14 protein-coding genes are annotated in these 17023 nt (G+C 72.1%); 4 read left to right on the plus strand and 10 right to left on the minus strand.

The features are described 5' to 3' along the window. Positions 1–20 precede the first annotated feature (20 nt). A complete protein-coding gene (locus ACFY0O_RS22750) occupies positions 21–659 on the plus strand; it encodes a YceI family protein (RefSeq protein ID WP_388949200.1) in 639 nt (212 codons plus the stop codon). Positions 660–678: 19 nt separating this feature from the next. Here ACFY0O_RS22750 and ACFY0O_RS22755 read toward each other — a convergent pair whose 3' ends face one another. From ACFY0O_RS22755 to ureA, 6 genes are all read right to left on the minus strand, one after another. Next, positions 679–2040, minus strand: coding sequence for a hypothetical protein (locus ACFY0O_RS22755; protein ID WP_388949203.1), 1362 nt, complete (start codon positions 2038–2040; stop codon positions 679–681). 66 nt (positions 2041–2106) lie between these two features. Continuing rightward, entirely contained in the window at positions 2107–3729 is a 1623-nt protein-coding gene (gene cimA, locus ACFY0O_RS22760; protein WP_388949206.1) for a citramalate synthase, read from the minus strand. Between the two features lie 347 nt (positions 3730–4076). Continuing rightward, positions 4077–4691 carry a TetR/AcrR family transcriptional regulator gene (locus ACFY0O_RS22765; RefSeq protein ID WP_358892748.1) on the minus strand — a complete coding sequence of 205 codons (615 nt, stop codon included), beginning with the start codon at positions 4689–4691 and terminating at the stop codon, positions 4077–4079. A gap of 39 nt (positions 4692–4730) precedes the next feature. Then, positions 4731–5786: an agmatine/peptidylarginine deiminase gene (locus tag ACFY0O_RS22770; RefSeq protein WP_388949208.1), complete on the minus strand. Its 1056-nt coding sequence runs from the start codon at positions 5784–5786 to the stop codon at positions 4731–4733. Positions 5787–5822: 36 nt separating this feature from the next. Further along, positions 5823–7505 (minus strand): urease subunit alpha, encoded by a 1683-nt coding sequence (locus tag ACFY0O_RS22775; RefSeq protein ID WP_388949465.1) that lies wholly within the window; start codon positions 7503–7505, stop codon positions 5823–5825. 56 nt (positions 7506–7561) lie between these two features. Next, positions 7562–8281, minus strand: a complete 720-nt coding sequence (gene ureA / locus ACFY0O_RS22780; protein WP_358897109.1) for an urease subunit gamma — start codon at positions 8279–8281, stop codon at positions 7562–7564. A 157-nt stretch (positions 8282–8438) separates the two neighbouring features. On the opposite strand from ureA, the gene ACFY0O_RS22785 reads away from it, so the two are divergent. Continuing rightward, positions 8439–9878 carry a cytosine permease gene (locus ACFY0O_RS22785; protein ID WP_388949211.1) on the plus strand — a complete coding sequence of 480 codons (1440 nt, stop codon included), beginning with the start codon at positions 8439–8441 and terminating at the stop codon, positions 9876–9878. A 100-nt stretch (positions 9879–9978) separates the two neighbouring features. Here ACFY0O_RS22785 and ACFY0O_RS22790 read toward each other — a convergent pair whose 3' ends face one another. The 4 genes from ACFY0O_RS22790 to ACFY0O_RS22805 all read right to left on the minus strand — a co-directional run bounded on the left by ACFY0O_RS22790 (position 9979) and on the right by ACFY0O_RS22805 (position 13743). After that, on the minus strand, positions 9979–11064 hold the full coding sequence (locus tag ACFY0O_RS22790) for a branched-chain amino acid aminotransferase (RefSeq protein ID WP_388949214.1): 1086 nt from the start codon (positions 11062–11064) through the stop codon (positions 9979–9981). A gap of 225 nt (positions 11065–11289) precedes the next feature. Beyond that, positions 11290–12330 carry a 3-isopropylmalate dehydrogenase gene (locus ACFY0O_RS22795; protein ID WP_388949217.1) on the minus strand — a complete coding sequence of 347 codons (1041 nt, stop codon included), beginning with the start codon at positions 12328–12330 and terminating at the stop codon, positions 11290–11292. A gap of 123 nt (positions 12331–12453) precedes the next feature. Then, on the minus strand, positions 12454–12585 hold the full coding sequence (locus ACFY0O_RS22800) for a hypothetical protein (RefSeq protein ID WP_358897117.1): 132 nt from the start codon (positions 12583–12585) through the stop codon (positions 12454–12456). Between the two features lie 261 nt (positions 12586–12846). Next, positions 12847–13743: a LysR family transcriptional regulator gene (locus ACFY0O_RS22805; protein ID WP_388949220.1), complete on the minus strand. Its 897-nt coding sequence runs from the start codon at positions 13741–13743 to the stop codon at positions 12847–12849. A gap of 100 nt (positions 13744–13843) precedes the next feature. Here ACFY0O_RS22805 and ACFY0O_RS22810 point away from each other — a divergent pair, with 100 nt between their 5' ends. Together ACFY0O_RS22810 and ACFY0O_RS22815 are read left to right on the plus strand one after the other, a co-directional pair. Next, positions 13844–14857: an NADP-dependent oxidoreductase gene (locus tag ACFY0O_RS22810; protein ID WP_388949223.1), complete on the plus strand. Its 1014-nt coding sequence runs from the start codon at positions 13844–13846 to the stop codon at positions 14855–14857. Positions 14858–14974: 117 nt separating this feature from the next. Then, a complete protein-coding gene (locus tag ACFY0O_RS22815; RefSeq protein ID WP_388949226.1) occupies positions 14975–17005 on the plus strand; it encodes a phosphocholine-specific phospholipase C in 2031 nt (676 codons plus the stop codon). The last annotated feature ends 18 nt before the right edge of the window (positions 17006–17023 follow it).

A 17023-nucleotide genomic window follows, 5' to 3' on the forward strand; every position in this document is an offset into this window, starting at 1 on the left:
GGACTCCCCAGGAGGACGTCATGGCTCTCTTCTCCCGCCGCAACCGCACCGAAGCCCCCGCGGCCCCCGCCGCCGACGTCGCGCAGAGCGCGGTCGCCACGCTCGACGTCGACCCCGCGCTCGCCGCGCTCACCGGTGACTACGTCATCGACCCGAGCCACAGCAGCATCGGCTTCACCGTGCGCCACGCGATGGTGACCAACGTCCGCGGCAGCTTCGCGGAGCACGAGGGCACGCTGCACCTGGACGGCCGCGACCCCGCCCGCTCCACCGCCTCGATCGACGTCAAGATCGCCTCGGTGGGCACCGGCATCGCCGACCGCGACGCCCACCTGCGCAGCGGCGACTTCTTCGACGCCGAGGCCTTCCCGCTGATGACGTTCCGCTCCACCTCGGCGGCCCACGTCGGCGGTGACACCTACCGCATCAGCGGCGACCTGACCATCAAGGACGTCACCCGCCCGCTCTCCATCGACCTGGAGTTCGCCGGCTCGGCCACCGACGTGTACGGCAACGAGCGCGTCGGCTTCGAGGGGTCGGCGGAGATCCTGCGCTCCGACTGGGGCCTGACCTGGAACGCAGCGCTGGAGGCCGGCGGTGTGATGGTCAGCGACAAGGTGAAGCTGACCTTCGACATCTCGGCGATCAAGCAGGCCTGACCGGCGCCCCCGGGGGCGGCTACCAGCCGCCCCCGCCGTCGAATCCCCCGCCTCCCCCGTCGAAGCCGCCCCCGCCGCCGAAGTCACCGCCGCCGAAGTCGGACGGGTCGAAGTCGGCCCCGGAGACGTCTCCGCCCTCGAAACCTCCCCCGTCCATGCCGCCGCCGAAGTCGGAGGCGTAGGCCGGGGTGGACATCATCGACCCGAGCAGCGTGCCCACCAGCAGGCCGGGCAGCATGCCGCCGCCGAAGTAGCCGCCCGCCCAGGGGCCGTACGCCGGGCCGGCGTCGTAGTAGGGACGCGGCCCGTACTCGGTGTCCACGGTGCGCACCGCCGGGTCCAGGCCGTCCCGCAGCCGCACGGCGTCCGCAGCGCAGACCGGCACCGTACGCGCCGCCCCGCCGGGTGGGGCCCACTCGGCGTCCTCGGTGCTCGGACCGTGGCGCGGGTCGAAGAAGCAGGGCGCCCGCCGCTCCGGCACGGGCTCGCCGCGCCGCCGCGCGTCGAGGCACGCGAGGGCGTACCGGCCGTCCTCCAGCGCCCGGGTCACGCCCTGGACCTCCTCGGGCCGCTGGACCGAGGCCATGATCTGCTTGGCCCGTTCGTAGGAGTCGAGCCCCCGCTCGTAGTCCGCGCGCATGGCGTCGTCCGCGCCGGGCTCGCCGGGGTGGAAGTCGAGCCGTTCGAGCTCCTCGCCGAAGGCGGTGATGTCCTCGTCGACGACCACGCTCAGCCGTGCGACGGCCTCCCGCCTGGCCTCTTCCTTCCTCTTGCGGTTCCGCTTGACCAGCAGGTACCCGCCCCCGCCGCCGAGCACGGCCACCGCGCCGAGGGCGATCAGCGTCCCGGCGCCGCCGCTGCTGCCGCCGCCCCAGGAGGCCGGGGCATGGCCCTTCATCTGTGGGAGGGCCTGGTCGACGAAGGCGTTCAGTTCGGTCGCGGCGTCCACGGCCCCGCCCGCCTTCACCGCGTCGGTGAGGTTGCGGACGGCGTTGCGCGGCATGACGGCCGGGTCGGCCCCGGCGTTGAAGCCGTCGCCGAGCCGGATGGCGTAGAGCCCGGTGACACCCGTCTCGGTGCGGACCGTGCGCAGCACGCTGTCGGCGGGGAAGGCGGGGGTGGCGGGCAGCACGGCGACGAACAGCGGCTTCCCCGCGGCCTTGATCTTCGCGGCCAGGGCGTCCGCCTGCGTCTGCGACAGCTGCGCGGCGGCCCCGGGGTCCACGTAGACCGGGCCCTTCTTGAGCGCCTCCGCGACCGCGCCGGTCCCGCCGTCGGCCGCGACCGCCGCGGGGGCGCCGCCGAGCACCCCGACGGACAGGGCCAGCAGCAGACCGGACAGCACCGATCCCATACGTACGGATGTCAGCCTGGTCCTCATACCGACGACGCTACCCGAACCGCCCTTTTCCCGTGTGAGCCGGACATAAGCGCCCGCCTCCCGGGACTACTCCGCCGGTTCCACGCCCGCGTGCAGGAGGCCGTAGGTGTAGGCGTCCTCCAGGGCCTGCCAGGAGGCGGCGATGACGTTCGGGGCGACGCCCACCGTGTTCCACTCGCGGGTGCCGTCCGTCGTGGAGATCAGGACGCGGGTCGTGGACTCCGTGCCGTGCTTGCCCTCCAGGATGCGGACCTTGTAGTCGATCAGCTCGAACTTGGCCAGCTGGGGGTAGAACCGCTCCAGCGCGACCCGCAGGGCCCGGTCCAGGGCGTTGACCGGGCCGTTGCCCTCGGCCGTGGCGACGATGCGCTCGCCCTTGGCCCACAGCTTGACCGTGGCCTCGTTGGCGTGGGTGCCGTCCGGGCGGTCCTCGACGATCGCGCGCCAGGACTCCACGCGGAAGTACTTGCGGGCCCGGCCCTCGGCCTCGGCGCGCAGCAGCAGCTCGAAGGAGGCGTCGGCGGCCTCGTACGTGTAGCCCGCCAGCTCCCGCTCCTTGACGCGCTCGACCACGCGGGAGATCAGCGCGCGGTCCCCGCCGAGGTCGACGCCGAGCTCCTTGCCCTTGAGCTCGATGGAGGCGCGGCCGGCCATGTCGGAGACCAGCATCCGCATGGTGTTGCCGACCCGCTCGGGGTCGATGTGCTGGTACAGGTCCGGGTCGACCTTGATCGCCGAGGCGTGCAGGCCCGCCTTGTGCGCGAAGGCGGAGACCCCGACGTACGGCTGGTGGGTGGAGGGGGTGAGGTTGACGACCTCGGCGATGGCGTGCGAGGTGCGGGTCATCTCGGCGAGCGCGCCCTCGGGGAGGACCTTGCGGCCGTACTTGATCTCCAGGGCGGCGACCACCGGGAAGAGGTTGGCGTTGCCGACGCGCTCGCCGTAGCCGTTGGCGGTGCACTGGACGTGCGTGGCGCCGGCGTCGACGGCGGCGAGGGTGTTGGCGACGGCGCAGCCGGTGTCGTCCTGGGCGTGGATGCCCAGGCGGGCGCCGGTGTCGGCCAGGACGGTGGAGACGACCGCGGTGATCTGCGCGGGCAGCATGCCGCCGTTGGTGTCGCAGAGGACGACCACGTCGGCGCCGGCCTCGTGGGCGGTGCGCACGACGGACTTGGCGTACTCGGCGTTCGCGCGGTAGCCGTCGAAGAAGTGCTCGCAGTCGACGAAGACGCGGCGGCCCTGGGCGACCAGGTGGGAGACGGTGTCGCGGACCATCTCCAGGTTCTCGTCCAGGGTGGTGCGCAGGGCGAGCTCGACGTGCCGGTCGTGGGACTTGGCGACCAGGGTGATCACCGGTGCCCCGGACTCCAGGAGGGCGCGGACCTGCGGGTCCTCGGCCGCGGAGCCGCCGGCGCGGCGGGTGGCGCCGAAGGCGACCAGCTGGGCGTTCTTGAAGTCGATCTCGGCCCGCGCGCGGGCGAAGAACTCGGTGTCGCGGGGGTTGGCGCCGGGCCAGCCGCCCTCGATGAACCCGACGCCGAACTCGTCCAGGTGTCGGGCGATGGCCAGCTTGTCCGCGACCGTGAGGTTGATGCCCTCACGCTGGGCACCGTCGCGCAGGGTGGTGTCGAAGACGTGGAAGGCGTCGTCGAGTGCCTCTGCCGGCGCAGTCGCCTCTGTCGTCGTCATGCTGATCTGACTCCTGTCGGATGAGTGGTTCCGGAAGCCCGGGCTCCACTGCCCCCATCATCGCGCGCTGCCCGTTTCCGGCATGATTTCGGGCCTGGAAACGAAAAAACCTCTCGCGGGTGCGAGAGGTCTGCGCGCGGGTCTGGGGCACGGTGGCCGCTGCCGCGGAGGTCGTCCACGGTTCAGCGGTCACAGAGGACCGGCGCGCTGCTGTCCATAATCATGAGCCGAGCAGACACGCTCGCAGTCTGTCACACGCTCCAGCGTCCCTGGACGCCGGTCTCAGCATGCGGGCAACCACCGTCCGGCAGGCGGCCCGCGGCCCGGAACCCCTAGGGGGTGTCCCCCTAGGCCGCGAGGGTCTGGGCGAGGAATTCGCGGACGTGTTCCAGGATGTCCTCGCGCCCTATGCCGGGCAGGCCGACGGCCACCTGGATGCTGAACCCGTCGAGCAGGGCCCGCAGCCGGGCCGCGAAGCGGTCGGGGTCCACGGCGCGGAACTCCCCGCGCGAAATGCCCTCGGCGAGGAGGGCGACCAGGTCGCGGTGCCAGGCGCCCTCGATGGCGGCCTGCCGGTCGCGTTCGGCCGGGCCCGCGTTCTGGGAGCGGTTCCAGACCTCCAGCCACAGGGTCCAGTGCGGGTCCCGGGCGCCGTCCGGCACGTAGAGGTCCACGTACGCGCGCAGCCGCTCGGCCGCCGGCTCGCGGCGCGAGAGCAGGGAGCGGCGCCGGGCGCCCAGTTCCGCCTCGCTCCACTCCAGGGTCTGCAGCAGGAGCTCGTCCTTGCTGCGGAAGTAGTAGAGGAGGTGGCCGCTGCTCATGCCGACCTGCCGGCCGAGGCCCGCCATGGTCAGCCCGTCGAGGCCGCGCTCGGCGATCGTGGCCATGGCGGCGACGAGTACGTCCTCGCGCGGGGGCGCGTTCTTGCGCGCCGCCCGTACCGGTACTCCGCCCGCCGCCATGGTCACTCCTTCGTCAGGTCACGAGAGCCGCCGCGGGTGTCAGACCTTCGGCTGCTGCTGGGTGATGCAGTGGATACCGCCACCCCCGGCGAAAATCGTACGTGCGTCAACGAGGGTCACGGTCCGCTCGGGGAACAGTCCGCGGAAGATCTCGGCGGCCTCCTCGTCGCGCGGGTCGTCGAAGGCGCACAGCACCACGCCGCCGTTGCAGAGGTAGTGGTTGATGTACGAGTAGTCCACCCACTCGCCGTCCTCCTCCAGCACGGTCGGCGCCGGGATCTCCACGACCTCCAGCCGGCGGCCCTGCGCGTCGGTGGAGGCGCGCAGGATGGCGGCGATGGTCTTGCAGCGCTCGTGGTCCGGGTGGGCCGGGTCGGGCTGGGTGTGGACCATGACCACGCCGGGGCGGGCGAAGGCGGCGACGATGTCGACGTGGCCCTGGGTGCCGTAGGTGCCGTAGTCGCCGGCCAGGCCGTAGGGCAGCCAGATGGCCTTGGTGGTGCCGAGGTGGGCGTGGATCTCGCGCTCGACCTGCTCGCGGGTCCAGTCGGGGTTGCGGCCCTTGCCCAGCTGCACGGTGTCGGTGAGGAGCACGGTGCCCTCGCCGTCGACGTGGATGGCGCCGCCCTCGTTGACGAGCGGGGTGCTGAAGGTGCGGGTGCCGACGAGGTCGGAGATGTGCCGGGCGATCTTGGCGTCGTGGTCCCAGCGGGCCCATTCCTGGGCGCCCCAGCCGTTGAAGGTCCAGTCGACGGCGGCCAGCTCGCCGGCGTCGTTGGTGACGAAGGTGGGGCCGATGTCGCGCATCCAGGCGTCGTCGAGGTCGCGCTCGACCAGTTCGACGTCCTCGCCGACGACGGCACGGGCGCTGTCGGCGTCGCCCGGGGAGACGACGAGGGTCACCGGCTCGTACGCGCGCACCGCGCGGGCGACGGCGCCCCAGGCCTGGCGGGCCTCGGCGAGCTCCTGCTCGTTGGTGAAGGTGGGGTTGGGGCTGGGCCAGGCCATCCAGGTGCGCTCGTGGGGGGTCCACTCGGCGGGCATCCGGAAACCGTGGTCGGCGGGCGTGGCGGGGTTCGCGGGCTGTGCAGTCATGGCGGAGGTCCTAACGAGCTCTACAGGCGGTGCCGTTTACAAGAAGTACAGGCGGTTGAGGGAGACCGATTCGACCGCTTCGGAGCGCAGCGGTTCCCCGTCGAGGGAGACGAGTCCGCTGCGCGCGTCGACGTCGACCGCGCCCACCCGGGAGTTGAGGAGCATGTCCTTGGGGCCGATGCCGCGGGTGCCGCGTACGGCGACGCGGCGGCGGCGGGTCGGCATCTCGTCGGAGCCGAGGGCGGCGGCGGCCGCCGACACGAAGGCGACGGAGATGTCGGCGGCGGTGGCCCCGTAGGAGCCGAACTGCGGGCCGAGGACCAGCGGTTCGCAGGTGTCGGTGGCGGCGTTGGGGTCGCCGGTGACGCCGTAGGCCGGGAAGCCGGACTTCAGGACGAGCTGCGGCTTGGCGCCGAAGAACTGGGGGCGCCACAGGACGATGTCGGCGAGCTTGCCGATCTCGATGGAGCCGATCTCGTGGGCCAGGCCGTGGGCGATGGCCGGGTTGATGGTCAGCTTGGCCATGTAGCGCAGGACGCGGGCGTTGTCGTCGCCCTCGCCGTCGCCGTCCAGGGGGCCCAGCTCGCCCTTCATCTTGGCGGCCATGGCGAAGGTGCGGCGGATCGTCTCGCCCGCGCGGCCCATGCCCTGGGCGTCGGAGGAGGTGATGCCGATGGCGCCCAGGTCGTGCAGGACGTCCTCGGCCCCCATCGTGCCGGCGCGGATCCGGTCGCGGGCCATGGCGGCGTCGCCGGGCAGGTCCGGCTTGAGGTCGTGGACGGAGACGATCATGCCGTAGTGCTCGGCGACGGCGTCCCGGCCGAAGGGCAGGGTGGGGTTGGTGGAGGAGCCGATCACGTTCGGCACGCCCGCCATCTTCAGGACGTTGGGGACGTGTCCGCCGCCGCAGCCCTCGATGTGGAAGGCGTGGATGGTGCGGCCCTCCAGGACACGGAGGGTGTCCTCGACGGAGAGGCACTCGTTGAGGCCGTCGCTGTGCAGGGCCACCTGCACGTCGTGCTCCTCGGCCACGCGCAGGGCGGTGTCCAGGGCGCGGGTGTGGGCGCCCATGTCCTCGTGCACCTTGAAGCCGGAGGCGCCGCCCTCGGCGAGGGCCTCGACCAGGGGCGCGGCGTCCGAGGAGGAGCCGCGGGCGAGGAAGCCGATGTTCACGGGCCAGGCGTCGAAGGCGTTGAAGGCGTGCTTGAGCGCCCAGGGGGAGTTGACGCCGACGCCCCAGACGGGGCCGAACTCCTGGCCGATGACGGTGGTGACGCCCGCGGCGAGCGAGGCCTCCATGATCCGGGGGGAGAGCAGGTGGACGTGGGTGTCCACGGCTCCGGCGGTGGCGATCAGGCCCTCGCCGGAGACGATGCTGGTGCCGGTGCCGACGACGACGTCCACCCCGTCGAGGGTGTCCGGGTTGCCGGCCCGGCCGATCGCGTGGATCCGGCCCTCGCGGATGCCGATGGAGACCTTCTTGATGCCGAGGACGGCATCGATGACCAGGACGTTGCTGATCACCACGTCGCAGGTCTCGCGGACGGCCGCGCCCTTGAGGTGCAGGCCGTCGCGGGCCGTCTTGCCGAAACCGGCCAGGAACTCGTCGCCGGGCTTCTGGGCGTCGTACTCGACGCGGACGGTCAGCCCGGAGTCGCCGAGGCGGACCCGGTCCCCGGCGCGGGGGCCGAAGACGGAGGCGTATTCGTGCGGGTCGATGTGCCGGCTGCCGGGGGCGCAGTGCGCGCTGTGGTCGGTGTGGGGGGTCTGACGGCTCACGCCTGGTGTCCTTCCGGGGCGTCTGCGGTGGGGGCGGCCGCGCCCAGGTAGCCGCAGGCGGCGGCGCGGGCCAGGGCCTCCGCCTTGGCGCCGGGGGCGTCGAGGGGGCCGTCGACCAGTCCGGCGAAGCCGATCGCGATCCGCGCGCCGCCGATCGGGACCAGGCCGACCTCGCCCTCGCCGTGCGGGTCGAAGCGCACGGAGGAGCCGGCGGGGACGCACAGCCGCATGCCGTAGGCCGCGGCCCGGTCGAAGTCGAGGCGCGGGTTGGCCTCGAAGAAGTGGAAGTGCGAGGTGACGCTCACCGGCACGGAGGCGGTGTTGCGCACCCGCAGGTGGACGACCGGCTCCGGCTGGGGGGCGCCGGGGCCCGGTACGACCGCGCCCGGGGCGTCGTCGCCGAGCGAGTCCGCGCCCTGGATCGGGGAGGAGACCACCGCGAGACGGGAGCCGTCGTCGAAGACGGCCTCCACGTGCACCTCGGTGACCACGTCGGCCACGCCGGGCAGCACGTCGCCGGGGCCGAGGACGCTGCGGGCCTCCTCGATGGCCTCGGCCAGGCGCTTGCCGTCACGCGCCGCCTCGCAGACCGTGTCGGCGATCAGCGCCGTGGCCTCGGGGACGTTGAGCCGCAGGCCCCGGGCCCGCCGGGCCCTGGCCAGTTCCGCGGCGCTGCGCAGCAGCAGCCGGTCGCGCTCCGTAGGGGTCAGCCGCACGCCGATCCACCACCTTTTGAGTCGATGGGTTAGAGCATCACTCTAACTCTTCATTTCTTCGCCGGGAAGCATTGACCTGGGAGCAGGGCTTGGGTCACATTGAGTGTCGCTCAAACGAATAGGCCCCCACCCCCCGCCGTGCCAAGGGAGTCCCCCCATGCCCATCGAACAGCGCGGAGTCGACACCATCCCGGAGGAAGAGCGGACGAGCGGTCCCCGTGACCTGATGTCGATCCTGCTCGGCTCCAACCTCTGCCTCGGCGTGATCGTCTTCGGCTGGCTGCCCCCGTCCTTCGGACTGGGCCTGGTTCCCTCGGTCACCGCCATCGTGACCGGCACCCTGGCCGGCATCGCCTTCACCGCGCCGCTCGCGCTGGTCTCCCTGCGCACCGCGACGAACCTGTCCACCTCCAGCGGAGCCCAGTTCGGCGTACGGGGGCGGCTCGTGGGCTCGGTCGTGGGCCTGCTGCTGGCGCTCGGCTACACGGCGCTGGCCCTGTGGATCGGCGGCGACGTGATGGTCGGCACCCTGGCCCGGCTCACCGGCCTGCCGGACACCGGCCTCACCCACTCCCTGATGTACGGGGTGCTGGCGGCGTTCACCGTGGTCGGGGCCGTCTTCGGCTACCGGCTGCTGCTGCGCATGAGCAAGGCGCTCTCGATCGTCATGGTGCTCCTGCTCGCCGTCGGCATATACGCCTACGCCCCCGGCTTCACCACCGCGGCCCCGCCGGACACCGCGTACCTGCTGGGCTCCTTCTGGCCGACCTGGATCCTCGCCGTCGTCGCCGCCGGGCTCAGCGGCCCGGTCGCCTTCATCACCCTGCTCGGCGACTACACCCGCTACGTCTCCCCCCGCCGGCACAGCTCCCGCAAGGTCTACTGGGCCACCTGTACCGGCCTGTTCTTCGGCCTGCTGGTCCCGCAGCTGTTCGGCACCTACACCGCGCTGGCCGCCCGGGCCGGGGCCGACTACGCCGGGCCGCTCGTGGCCGCCGCGCCCTTCTGGTACCTGGTGCCGCTGCTGTTCGCCGCCGCGGCCGGCTCGGTGGGCAACGCCGGGCTGATGCTGTACTCCATGGGCCTGGACCTGGACGCCATCGTGCCCAAGGCCACCCGTACGAAGGCCACCGTGATCGCCGCGGCCGTCGCGACCGCCTTCGTCTTCTTCGGCTCCTTCGAGTGGAACGTCCAGTCGGCGATGACCTCGTTCGTCCTGCTGCTGACCGCGATCGGCACCCCGTGGGCCGTGATCACCCTGATCGGCTACGTGCGCTGCCGCGGCGAGTACGACGCCGACGCGCTCCAGGTGTTCAACCGGCGGGCCCGTGGCGGCGTCTACTGGTACCGCGGGGGCTGGAACCTGCCCGCCACCGCCTCCTGGGCGGCCGGCGCGGTGGTGGGACTGACCGCCGTGTCCACGCCGGTGTACGAGGGCCCGCTGCTGTCCCTCACCGGCGGGGTGGACTGCAGCTTCATCCTGTCGGGGCTGGTCGGCGGCGCGGTCTACCTGGCACTGACGCTCCGCCCGAGGGCGGCCGCCGCCGCAGAGCCGGCGGAGCAGGCGGAACAGGCCGCGGTGGCGGTCGAAGCGTAAGGGGAGCGGGAGCACCGACCCGCTCCTCCCCCGCCCGGGAACGGCCGAAGGCCCCCGCGCCCAGTGCGCGGGGGCCTTCGGCCGTTCGGGGGGACGCGCTCTAGCCGAGCGGGTGCATCCAGCCGTGGGTGTCGGCGCGGTGGCCGGTCTGGAGGTCGAGGAGCGCCTTGCGGAGCTTCATGGTGACCTCGCCGGGCTCACCGTCGCCCTGGGTCCAGCCGGCGCGCTCGGACTTGACCGAGCCGACCGGGGTGATGACGGCGGCCGTACCGCAGGCGAACACCTCGGTGAGGGTGCCGTTCTCGTTGTCGCGCTTCCAGTCCTCGGTGGAGATGCGCCCCTCCTCGGCGGTGTAGCCGAGGTCGCGGGCGATGGTGAGGAGGGAGTCGCGGGTGATGCCGGGGAGGAGCGAGCCGGTGAGCTCCGGGGTGACAATGCGGTCGCCGTACACGAAGTACAGGTTCATGCCGCCCATCTCCTCGATCCAGCGGTGCTCGACGGCGTCCAGCCAGACGACCTGGTCGCAGCCGTGCGAGGCGGCCTGGGCCTGGGCGACGAGGGAGGCCGCGTAGTTGCCGCCGGTCTTGGCGGCGCCGGTGCCGCCCTTGACGGCGCGGACGTACTCCTCCGACAGCCAGACGGAGACGGGCTTGACGCCACCGGGGAAGTAGGCGCCGGCGGGCGAGGCGATGACCATGAACAGGAACTCGTTGGCCGGGCGGACGCCCAGGCCGACCTCGGACGCGAACATGAACGGCCGCAGGTACAGGGAGGCCTCGCCGGAGTTCGGGACCCAGGCGCTGTCCTGCTTGATCAGCGCGTCGCAGGCCTCGATGAACAGCTCGGTCGGCAGCTCCGGCATGGCCATGCGGCGGGCGGAGGCCTGGAAGCGCTCGGCGTTGGCCTGGGGGCGGAAGGTGGCGACGGTGCCGTCGGGCTGGCGGTAGGCCTTGAGCCCCTCGAAGATCGTCTGCGCGTAGTGCAGGGTCATGTTGGCCGGGTCGATCGACAGCGGCGCGTACGGGACCAGCTCGGCGTCGTGCCAGCCGCGGCCCTCGGTCCACTTGATGGTCACCATGTGATCGGTGAAGTGGCGGCCGAAGCCGGGGCTGGCCAGGATCGCCTCTCGCTCCGCGTCGGACAGCGGGTTCGAGGAGGGCTTGAGCTCGATCGTGGGCGTCGTCATGAGTGCGTGTCCTTCACGGTGTGTGTATGGCGGACCGCGCTCATGCGTACTAGGACGTCCGAGCTTTCCCGTATACCGCGGCCTCGCGTTCGATTATCGCGCGCGGGGGGTCTTCGGTGAAACGGGGTGATGCGGCCCACGGGAGATGGTGGCACCCGGGGCCGTGCAGGAGAAGCCGCCGGGTGGTGGTGCGTACCCGGCGGCTTCCTCGGTGGAGCTGCCGGGTCAACCGGCTACTCGCGCGGCGAGGGCGTCGCCGATCGCGTCGGTGGAGCGGAAGGTGCCGTCGCGCTCGGCGAGGTCGGCCGAGACGGCTTCCTCGATGCGCACGGCCTGCTCCTCGTAGCCGAGGTGGCGCAGCAGGAGGGCGACGGAGAGGATCGTCGCGGTCGGGTCGGCCTTGCCGGTGCCCGCGATGTCCGGGGCCGAACCGTGGACGGGCTCGAACATCGAGGGGAAGGCGCCGGTCGGGTTGATGTTCCCGGAGGCGGCCAGGCCGATTCCGCCGGTGACGGCGGCGGCCAGGTCGGTGAGGATGTCACCGAAGAGGTTGTCCGTGACGATGACGTCGAAGCGCTCGGGCTGGGTGACGAAGAAGATCGTCGCGGCGTCGACGTGCAGGTAGTCGGTGGTGACCTCGGGGTACTCCTGGCCGACCTTGTCGAAGATGTTCTTCCACATGTGGCCCGCGTACACGAGGACGTTGTTCTTGTGGACCAGCGTCAGCTTCTTGCGCGGACGGGAGTCGGCCCGCTCGTACGCGTCCCGCACCACGCGCTCCACACCGTAGGCGGTGTTGACGCTGACCTCCGTGGCGACCTCGGCCGGGGTGCCGGTGCGCAGGCTGCCGCCGTTGCCGGTGTACGGGCCCTCGGTGCCCTCGCGGACGACGACGAAGTCGATGTCCGGGCGGCCGGCCAGCGGGGTGGCCGTGTTCGGGAAGAGCTTCGAGGGGCGCAGGTTGATGAAGTGGTCGAAGGCGAAGCGGAGCTTCAGCAGCAGACCGCGCTCCAGGACGCCCGAGGGGACCGACGGGTCGCCGATGGCGCCCAGGAGGATCGCGTCGTGGTGCTTGAGCGCTTCGAGCTCGGCGTCCGGGAGGGTCTCGCCGGTGCGGTGCCACCGCTGGGCGCCGAGGTCGTACTCCTTGGTCTCCAGCTTCACATCCTGGGGCAGGACCGCGGTAAGGACCTTGAGGCCCTGAGCCACGACTTCCTGGCCGATGCCATCACCGGGGATCACTGCGAGATTGATGCTGGTCGACATGTCGGAACCGTACTCCGTGTCCCAGCCCTCAGACATATCGCGTCCATCATGTGGACCAATCCGAACGCGACATGTCGCGGCCCGGCCGGGAGGTGCCGGGGGGCTGGGCCTCGGAGGCGCCGGTCAGTGGCCGGTGGAGCCGCCGTTGTCCCGGCGGTCGAGGGCGCGCTGCAGGGCGGCCGCGGCGTTCTTGCGGTCGTCCTCGGCCGGGGAGGAGTGGCGGACGCGGCGGGAGGCGGCGGTGGTGGGGGTCATGGTGATCGACTCCTTGAGATCACGGCGTGGCGGGGCCACGGATGAGGGGTTCCTTCAAGGCGCCGGAAGAGGCGGGGAGCCGTGCGCCGCAGGGGTTGCCTGCCAAGGGGCGCGCGCTCACGACCGCCATTCGCTGATGTGCGAGACGTTCGGCTCCTACAAAGCTAGGGCAGCCGCGGCTGTATGTCTCCGCAATTACTCGGACTTCCTAGTATCTGAGATGCGGAACCCCTCGGAAGGCCCCTCCAAAGGGCTCCGGTTTCAGGCCGATTCGGTCCGGAGTTCCCTGATCAGAGCCCTGACGGCGAGGGTGGCCGCGGATTCCGGTGTGGTGACGTATCCCACCTTCCTCACCGGCCCCTGGGGTCCCAGGGTGGCGATCTCGACCGCGTCCGTGGCCTCCCGCAGCGACAGCTCGGGCATGATCGCCATCCCCAGGCCCCGGCCGACCATCGTCAGCACCATCGCGTCGTCCTCGGCCTTGACCCTGGCCGACGGGATCCAGTCCTGGGCCGCCCACCACCGGCGGGTGTACGAGCCGCAGTTCTCGTCCCAGTCCAGCAGGGGCAGCGCCTTCGGGTCCGGGTGCCCGGCGGGGTGCACCAGCGCATAGGCCTCCCGGGTGAGCACCCCGGTCAGCAGCCCGGGCGGTACGTCGCCGGACCCGCCCAGCGTGGCGATGCCCAGGTCCGCCCGGCCGGCGGCCACCTCCCCCGCCGTCCCGGCGCCGAGTTCGCGCACCACCCGTACCTCGGGCCGGATCCCGGGGTGCAGGGCGGCGAGGCGCTCCAGGGCGGGCGGCAGCAGGTGCAGGGCCGCGCTGCGGAAGGCCGCGATGCGCAGGATGCCCTCCAGGGCCCCGTCCGCCGCGCCCCCGCCGGAGGCGGCCCGCCCGGCGGCGCGGGCCTCCGCGCCGAGGACCTCGTACAGCCGCAGGATGCGCCGGCCGAGCGCCACGGCCCGCTCCCCCGCCGGGGTGGGGCGGGCGCCGGAGCGGCCGCGCTCGAACAGCACGGCGCCGACCTTGCCCTCGCTGCCGCGCACCGAGTGGGAGACGGCGGACTGGCTGATGCCGAGCGCTCCGGCCGCGGCGGAGAAGCCGCCCGTCTCGGCGACGGCGACCAGCACCCGGAGTTCCTGCGGGGCGAGCTCGGTCACGGGGTTCCCACCTCGGCGTATGAGCCGCGTTCATGGATGCGCGGCTTCCATGAGGGCAACCCCCTGCCCGGCTCCGGGATTCCTTCCTACCGTCGTCACCATGACCACGAACACCGCTTACGCCGTCCACCAGATCGCCCGCCCGACCGGATTCCCCGTCGCGTCCGACTTCACCTACGTCTCCACCCCCGTCCCCGAACCCGCCCCCGGCACCGCGCTCGTGGAGAACCTGCTGCTGTCGGTGGACCCGTACCACCGGGGGCTGATGGACGGGGGCGAGGGCGGCTTCGAGCTGAACGCCCCGCTGGAGGGCCGGTCGGTGGGCCGGGTGCTCGCCTCGCGCGACCCGGGCCTGGCCGAGGGCGACCTGGTCTTCCACCGGTCCGGCTGGCGCACCCACGCCCTGGTCACCCTGGGCACGGACGGCACCCGCAAGCTCCGCGGCCACGAGGGGGTCCCGCTGGAGGCCTACCTGTCGATCCTGGGCGGCACGGGCCTGACCGCGTACGCCGCCCTCACGCGGACGGCCTCCCTGCGCGAGGGCGAGGACCTCTTCGTCTCCGCCGCGGCCGGCGGCGTCGGCACCGCCACCGGGCACATCGCCCGGCTGCTCGGCGCCCGCCGGATCATCGGCAGCGCGGGCTCGGCGGCCAAGGTCGCCCACCTCACGGAGGCCCTCGGCTTCGACGCCGCCTTCGACTACCACGACGGCCCGGTCGGCGAGCAGCTGGCGAAGGCCGCCCCGGAGGGGATCGACGTCTACGTGGACAACGTGGGCGGGGACCACCTGGAGGGGGCGATCGACTCCCTGCGCGAGTACGGGCGGATCGCCTGGGTCGGCGCGATCTCGATGTACAACGGCGACCGCTCGCCGGCCGCGCCCCGCAACCTCTTCGAGGTGGTGCACAAGTCCCTGCGCCTTGAAGGCGTATTGGTTCGAAACCACACCAATCTGCAGGACGAGCTGGAGGACTTCCTGGTCCCGCACCTGCGCAGCGGCCGGATCGGCACCGACACCACCGTTGTCCAGGGATTCGACCACACGGTGGAGGCCTTCCTGGGCATGCTGAACGGGAAGAACCTGGGCAAGATGCTGGTCCGCACGGTCGGTTGAGCCCGCCACCCGGAAGTTCACCGTTTTCTTACCGCACGGATGTAGACCTTTGCGGCGGCCGCCGCCACGCTTGCCGACGATGTGCCAGCGGGGCACCGAGTTGGAGGCGAGCAGCCAGTGACACCCATCAGCCGCAGGGGTTTCGTGGGGATCGGCGCCGGGCTCGTGGCGGGGGCGGCCCTGCCCGCCGCCCTGCCCACGACGGCGGCCGCGGCAGCCGCGACGGGCACGATCACCGACGTGAAGCACGTGGTGGTCCTGATGCAGGAGAACCGCAGCTTCGACCACTACTTCGGCAAGCTCAAGGGCGTCCGGGGCTTCGGCGACCGCGCCTCCGGCAACATCCCCGGCGGCTGGGGCACCTTCAACCAGCCGAACTGGGGCGGCCGGCAGTACCCGTGGCGGCTCTCGGCCACCCCCTCGGCGGGCGGCGCCGACAGCGAGACCCTCGCCCAGTGCACCGGCGACCTCCCGCACAGCTGGACCTCGCAGCACGCCGCCTGGAACGGCGGCCGGATGGACAACTGGGTCGCCGGCGTCGGCAAGACCCACACCCTCGGCCACCTGGAGCGCGCCGACATCCCCTTCCACTACGGCCTCGCCGACAACTACACCATCTGCGACGCCTACTTCTGCTCCACCCTCAGCGCCACCGGCCCCAACCGCACCTTCCTGTGGAGCGGCAAGGTGGACGCGGGCAGCAAGGACGGCGGCGAGGAGTCCGGCCTCACCTGGGAGACGTACGCGGAGGCCCTCCAGCGGGCCGGGATGACCTGGAAGGTCTACCAGAACGCCCAGGACAACTACGGGGACAACGGCCTCGCCTACTTCAAGAAGTTCACGGACGCCGCCCCCGGAAACCCCCTGTGGGACCGCGGCATGGCCTCCGTCCCCAAGGTCACCGGCTCCACCCCCGACGACATCGCCGCCGCGATCCGGGCGGACGTGGTCGCGGGCACCCTGCCCCAGGTGTCCTGGGTGGTCGCGAACGAGGCCTTCTCGGAGCACCCGTACGCCCCGCCCGGCGACGGCGCCCACTTCGTGGACCTGGTCTACCGGGCGCTCGCCGCGAACCCCGAGGTCTTCGACTCCACGGTCCTCTTCCTCAACTACGACGAGAACGACGGGTTCTTCGACCACGTCGCCCCGCCGGTCGCCCCGCCCGGCACCCCGGACGAGTACGTCGACGGCACCCCGATCGGCCTGGGCTTCCGCGTCCCCATGCTCGTCATGTCCCCGTGGACCCGCGGCGGCTGGGTCAGCTCCGAGGTCTTCGACCACACCTCGGTGCTCCGCTTCATGGAGACGTGGACCACGGCCCTGGGCACGCCCGCCCTCTGCCCCAACATCAGCGCCTGGCGCCGCAAGGTGACCGGCGACCTGACGGGCGTCTTCGACTTCGCGCACCCGGTGTACGGGCTCCCCTCCGGCCTCCCCTCGACGGCGAAGGTCATCGGCCAGTCCACCTGCGGCCCGCTGCCCAACCCCTCCCCCCAGGACAACGCCCTCCCGGTCCAGGAGGCCGGCACCCGCCCCGCCCGCGCCCTCCCCTACCAGGTCAACGGCAACCTGGACCGCTTCGAGTTCGGGCCGATGGGCAAGATCCTGGCCTGGTTCTCGATGACCAACCAGGGCCCGCAGGCCCGGCAGTCGGCGCACTTCTCGATCCACCCCCACCAGTACCGGGACACGGCCGCCTGGCAGTACACGGTCGACCCGGGCGCCACCTCCACCGACTGGTTCTCCATCGGCCTGGGCGCCGGCTCGGGCAAGTACGACATCTCGATGTACGGCCCGAACCGCTTCCTGCGCCGCTTCATCGGCGACGCCACGCGGCCCGGCAAGGACCTGGAGGTCGCCGCCCGCTACGCCGTGGAGGCAGGCACCGGCAAGATGGCGATCTGGTTCAAGATGACCAACGCCTCCGGCTCCCCGGTCACCTTCACCATCCGCTCGAATGCCTACCGCTCCGACGGCCCCTGGACGTACACGGTCCCGGCGAACTCCTCGCGCGAGGACTTCTTCAACGCCGTGGCCTACAACAAGGGCTGGTACGACTTCACCATCCTGGCCGACGCCGACGGCACCTGGTCCCGCCGCTACACCGGCCACATCGAAACGGGCGCGGCGAGCATCACCGGCAGCTGAGACCGCAACCGCTCCGTG

This window comes from Streptomyces sp. NPDC001594, from assembly GCF_042893675.1.
Classification (GTDB): domain Bacteria; phylum Actinomycetota; class Actinomycetes; order Streptomycetales; family Streptomycetaceae; genus Streptomyces.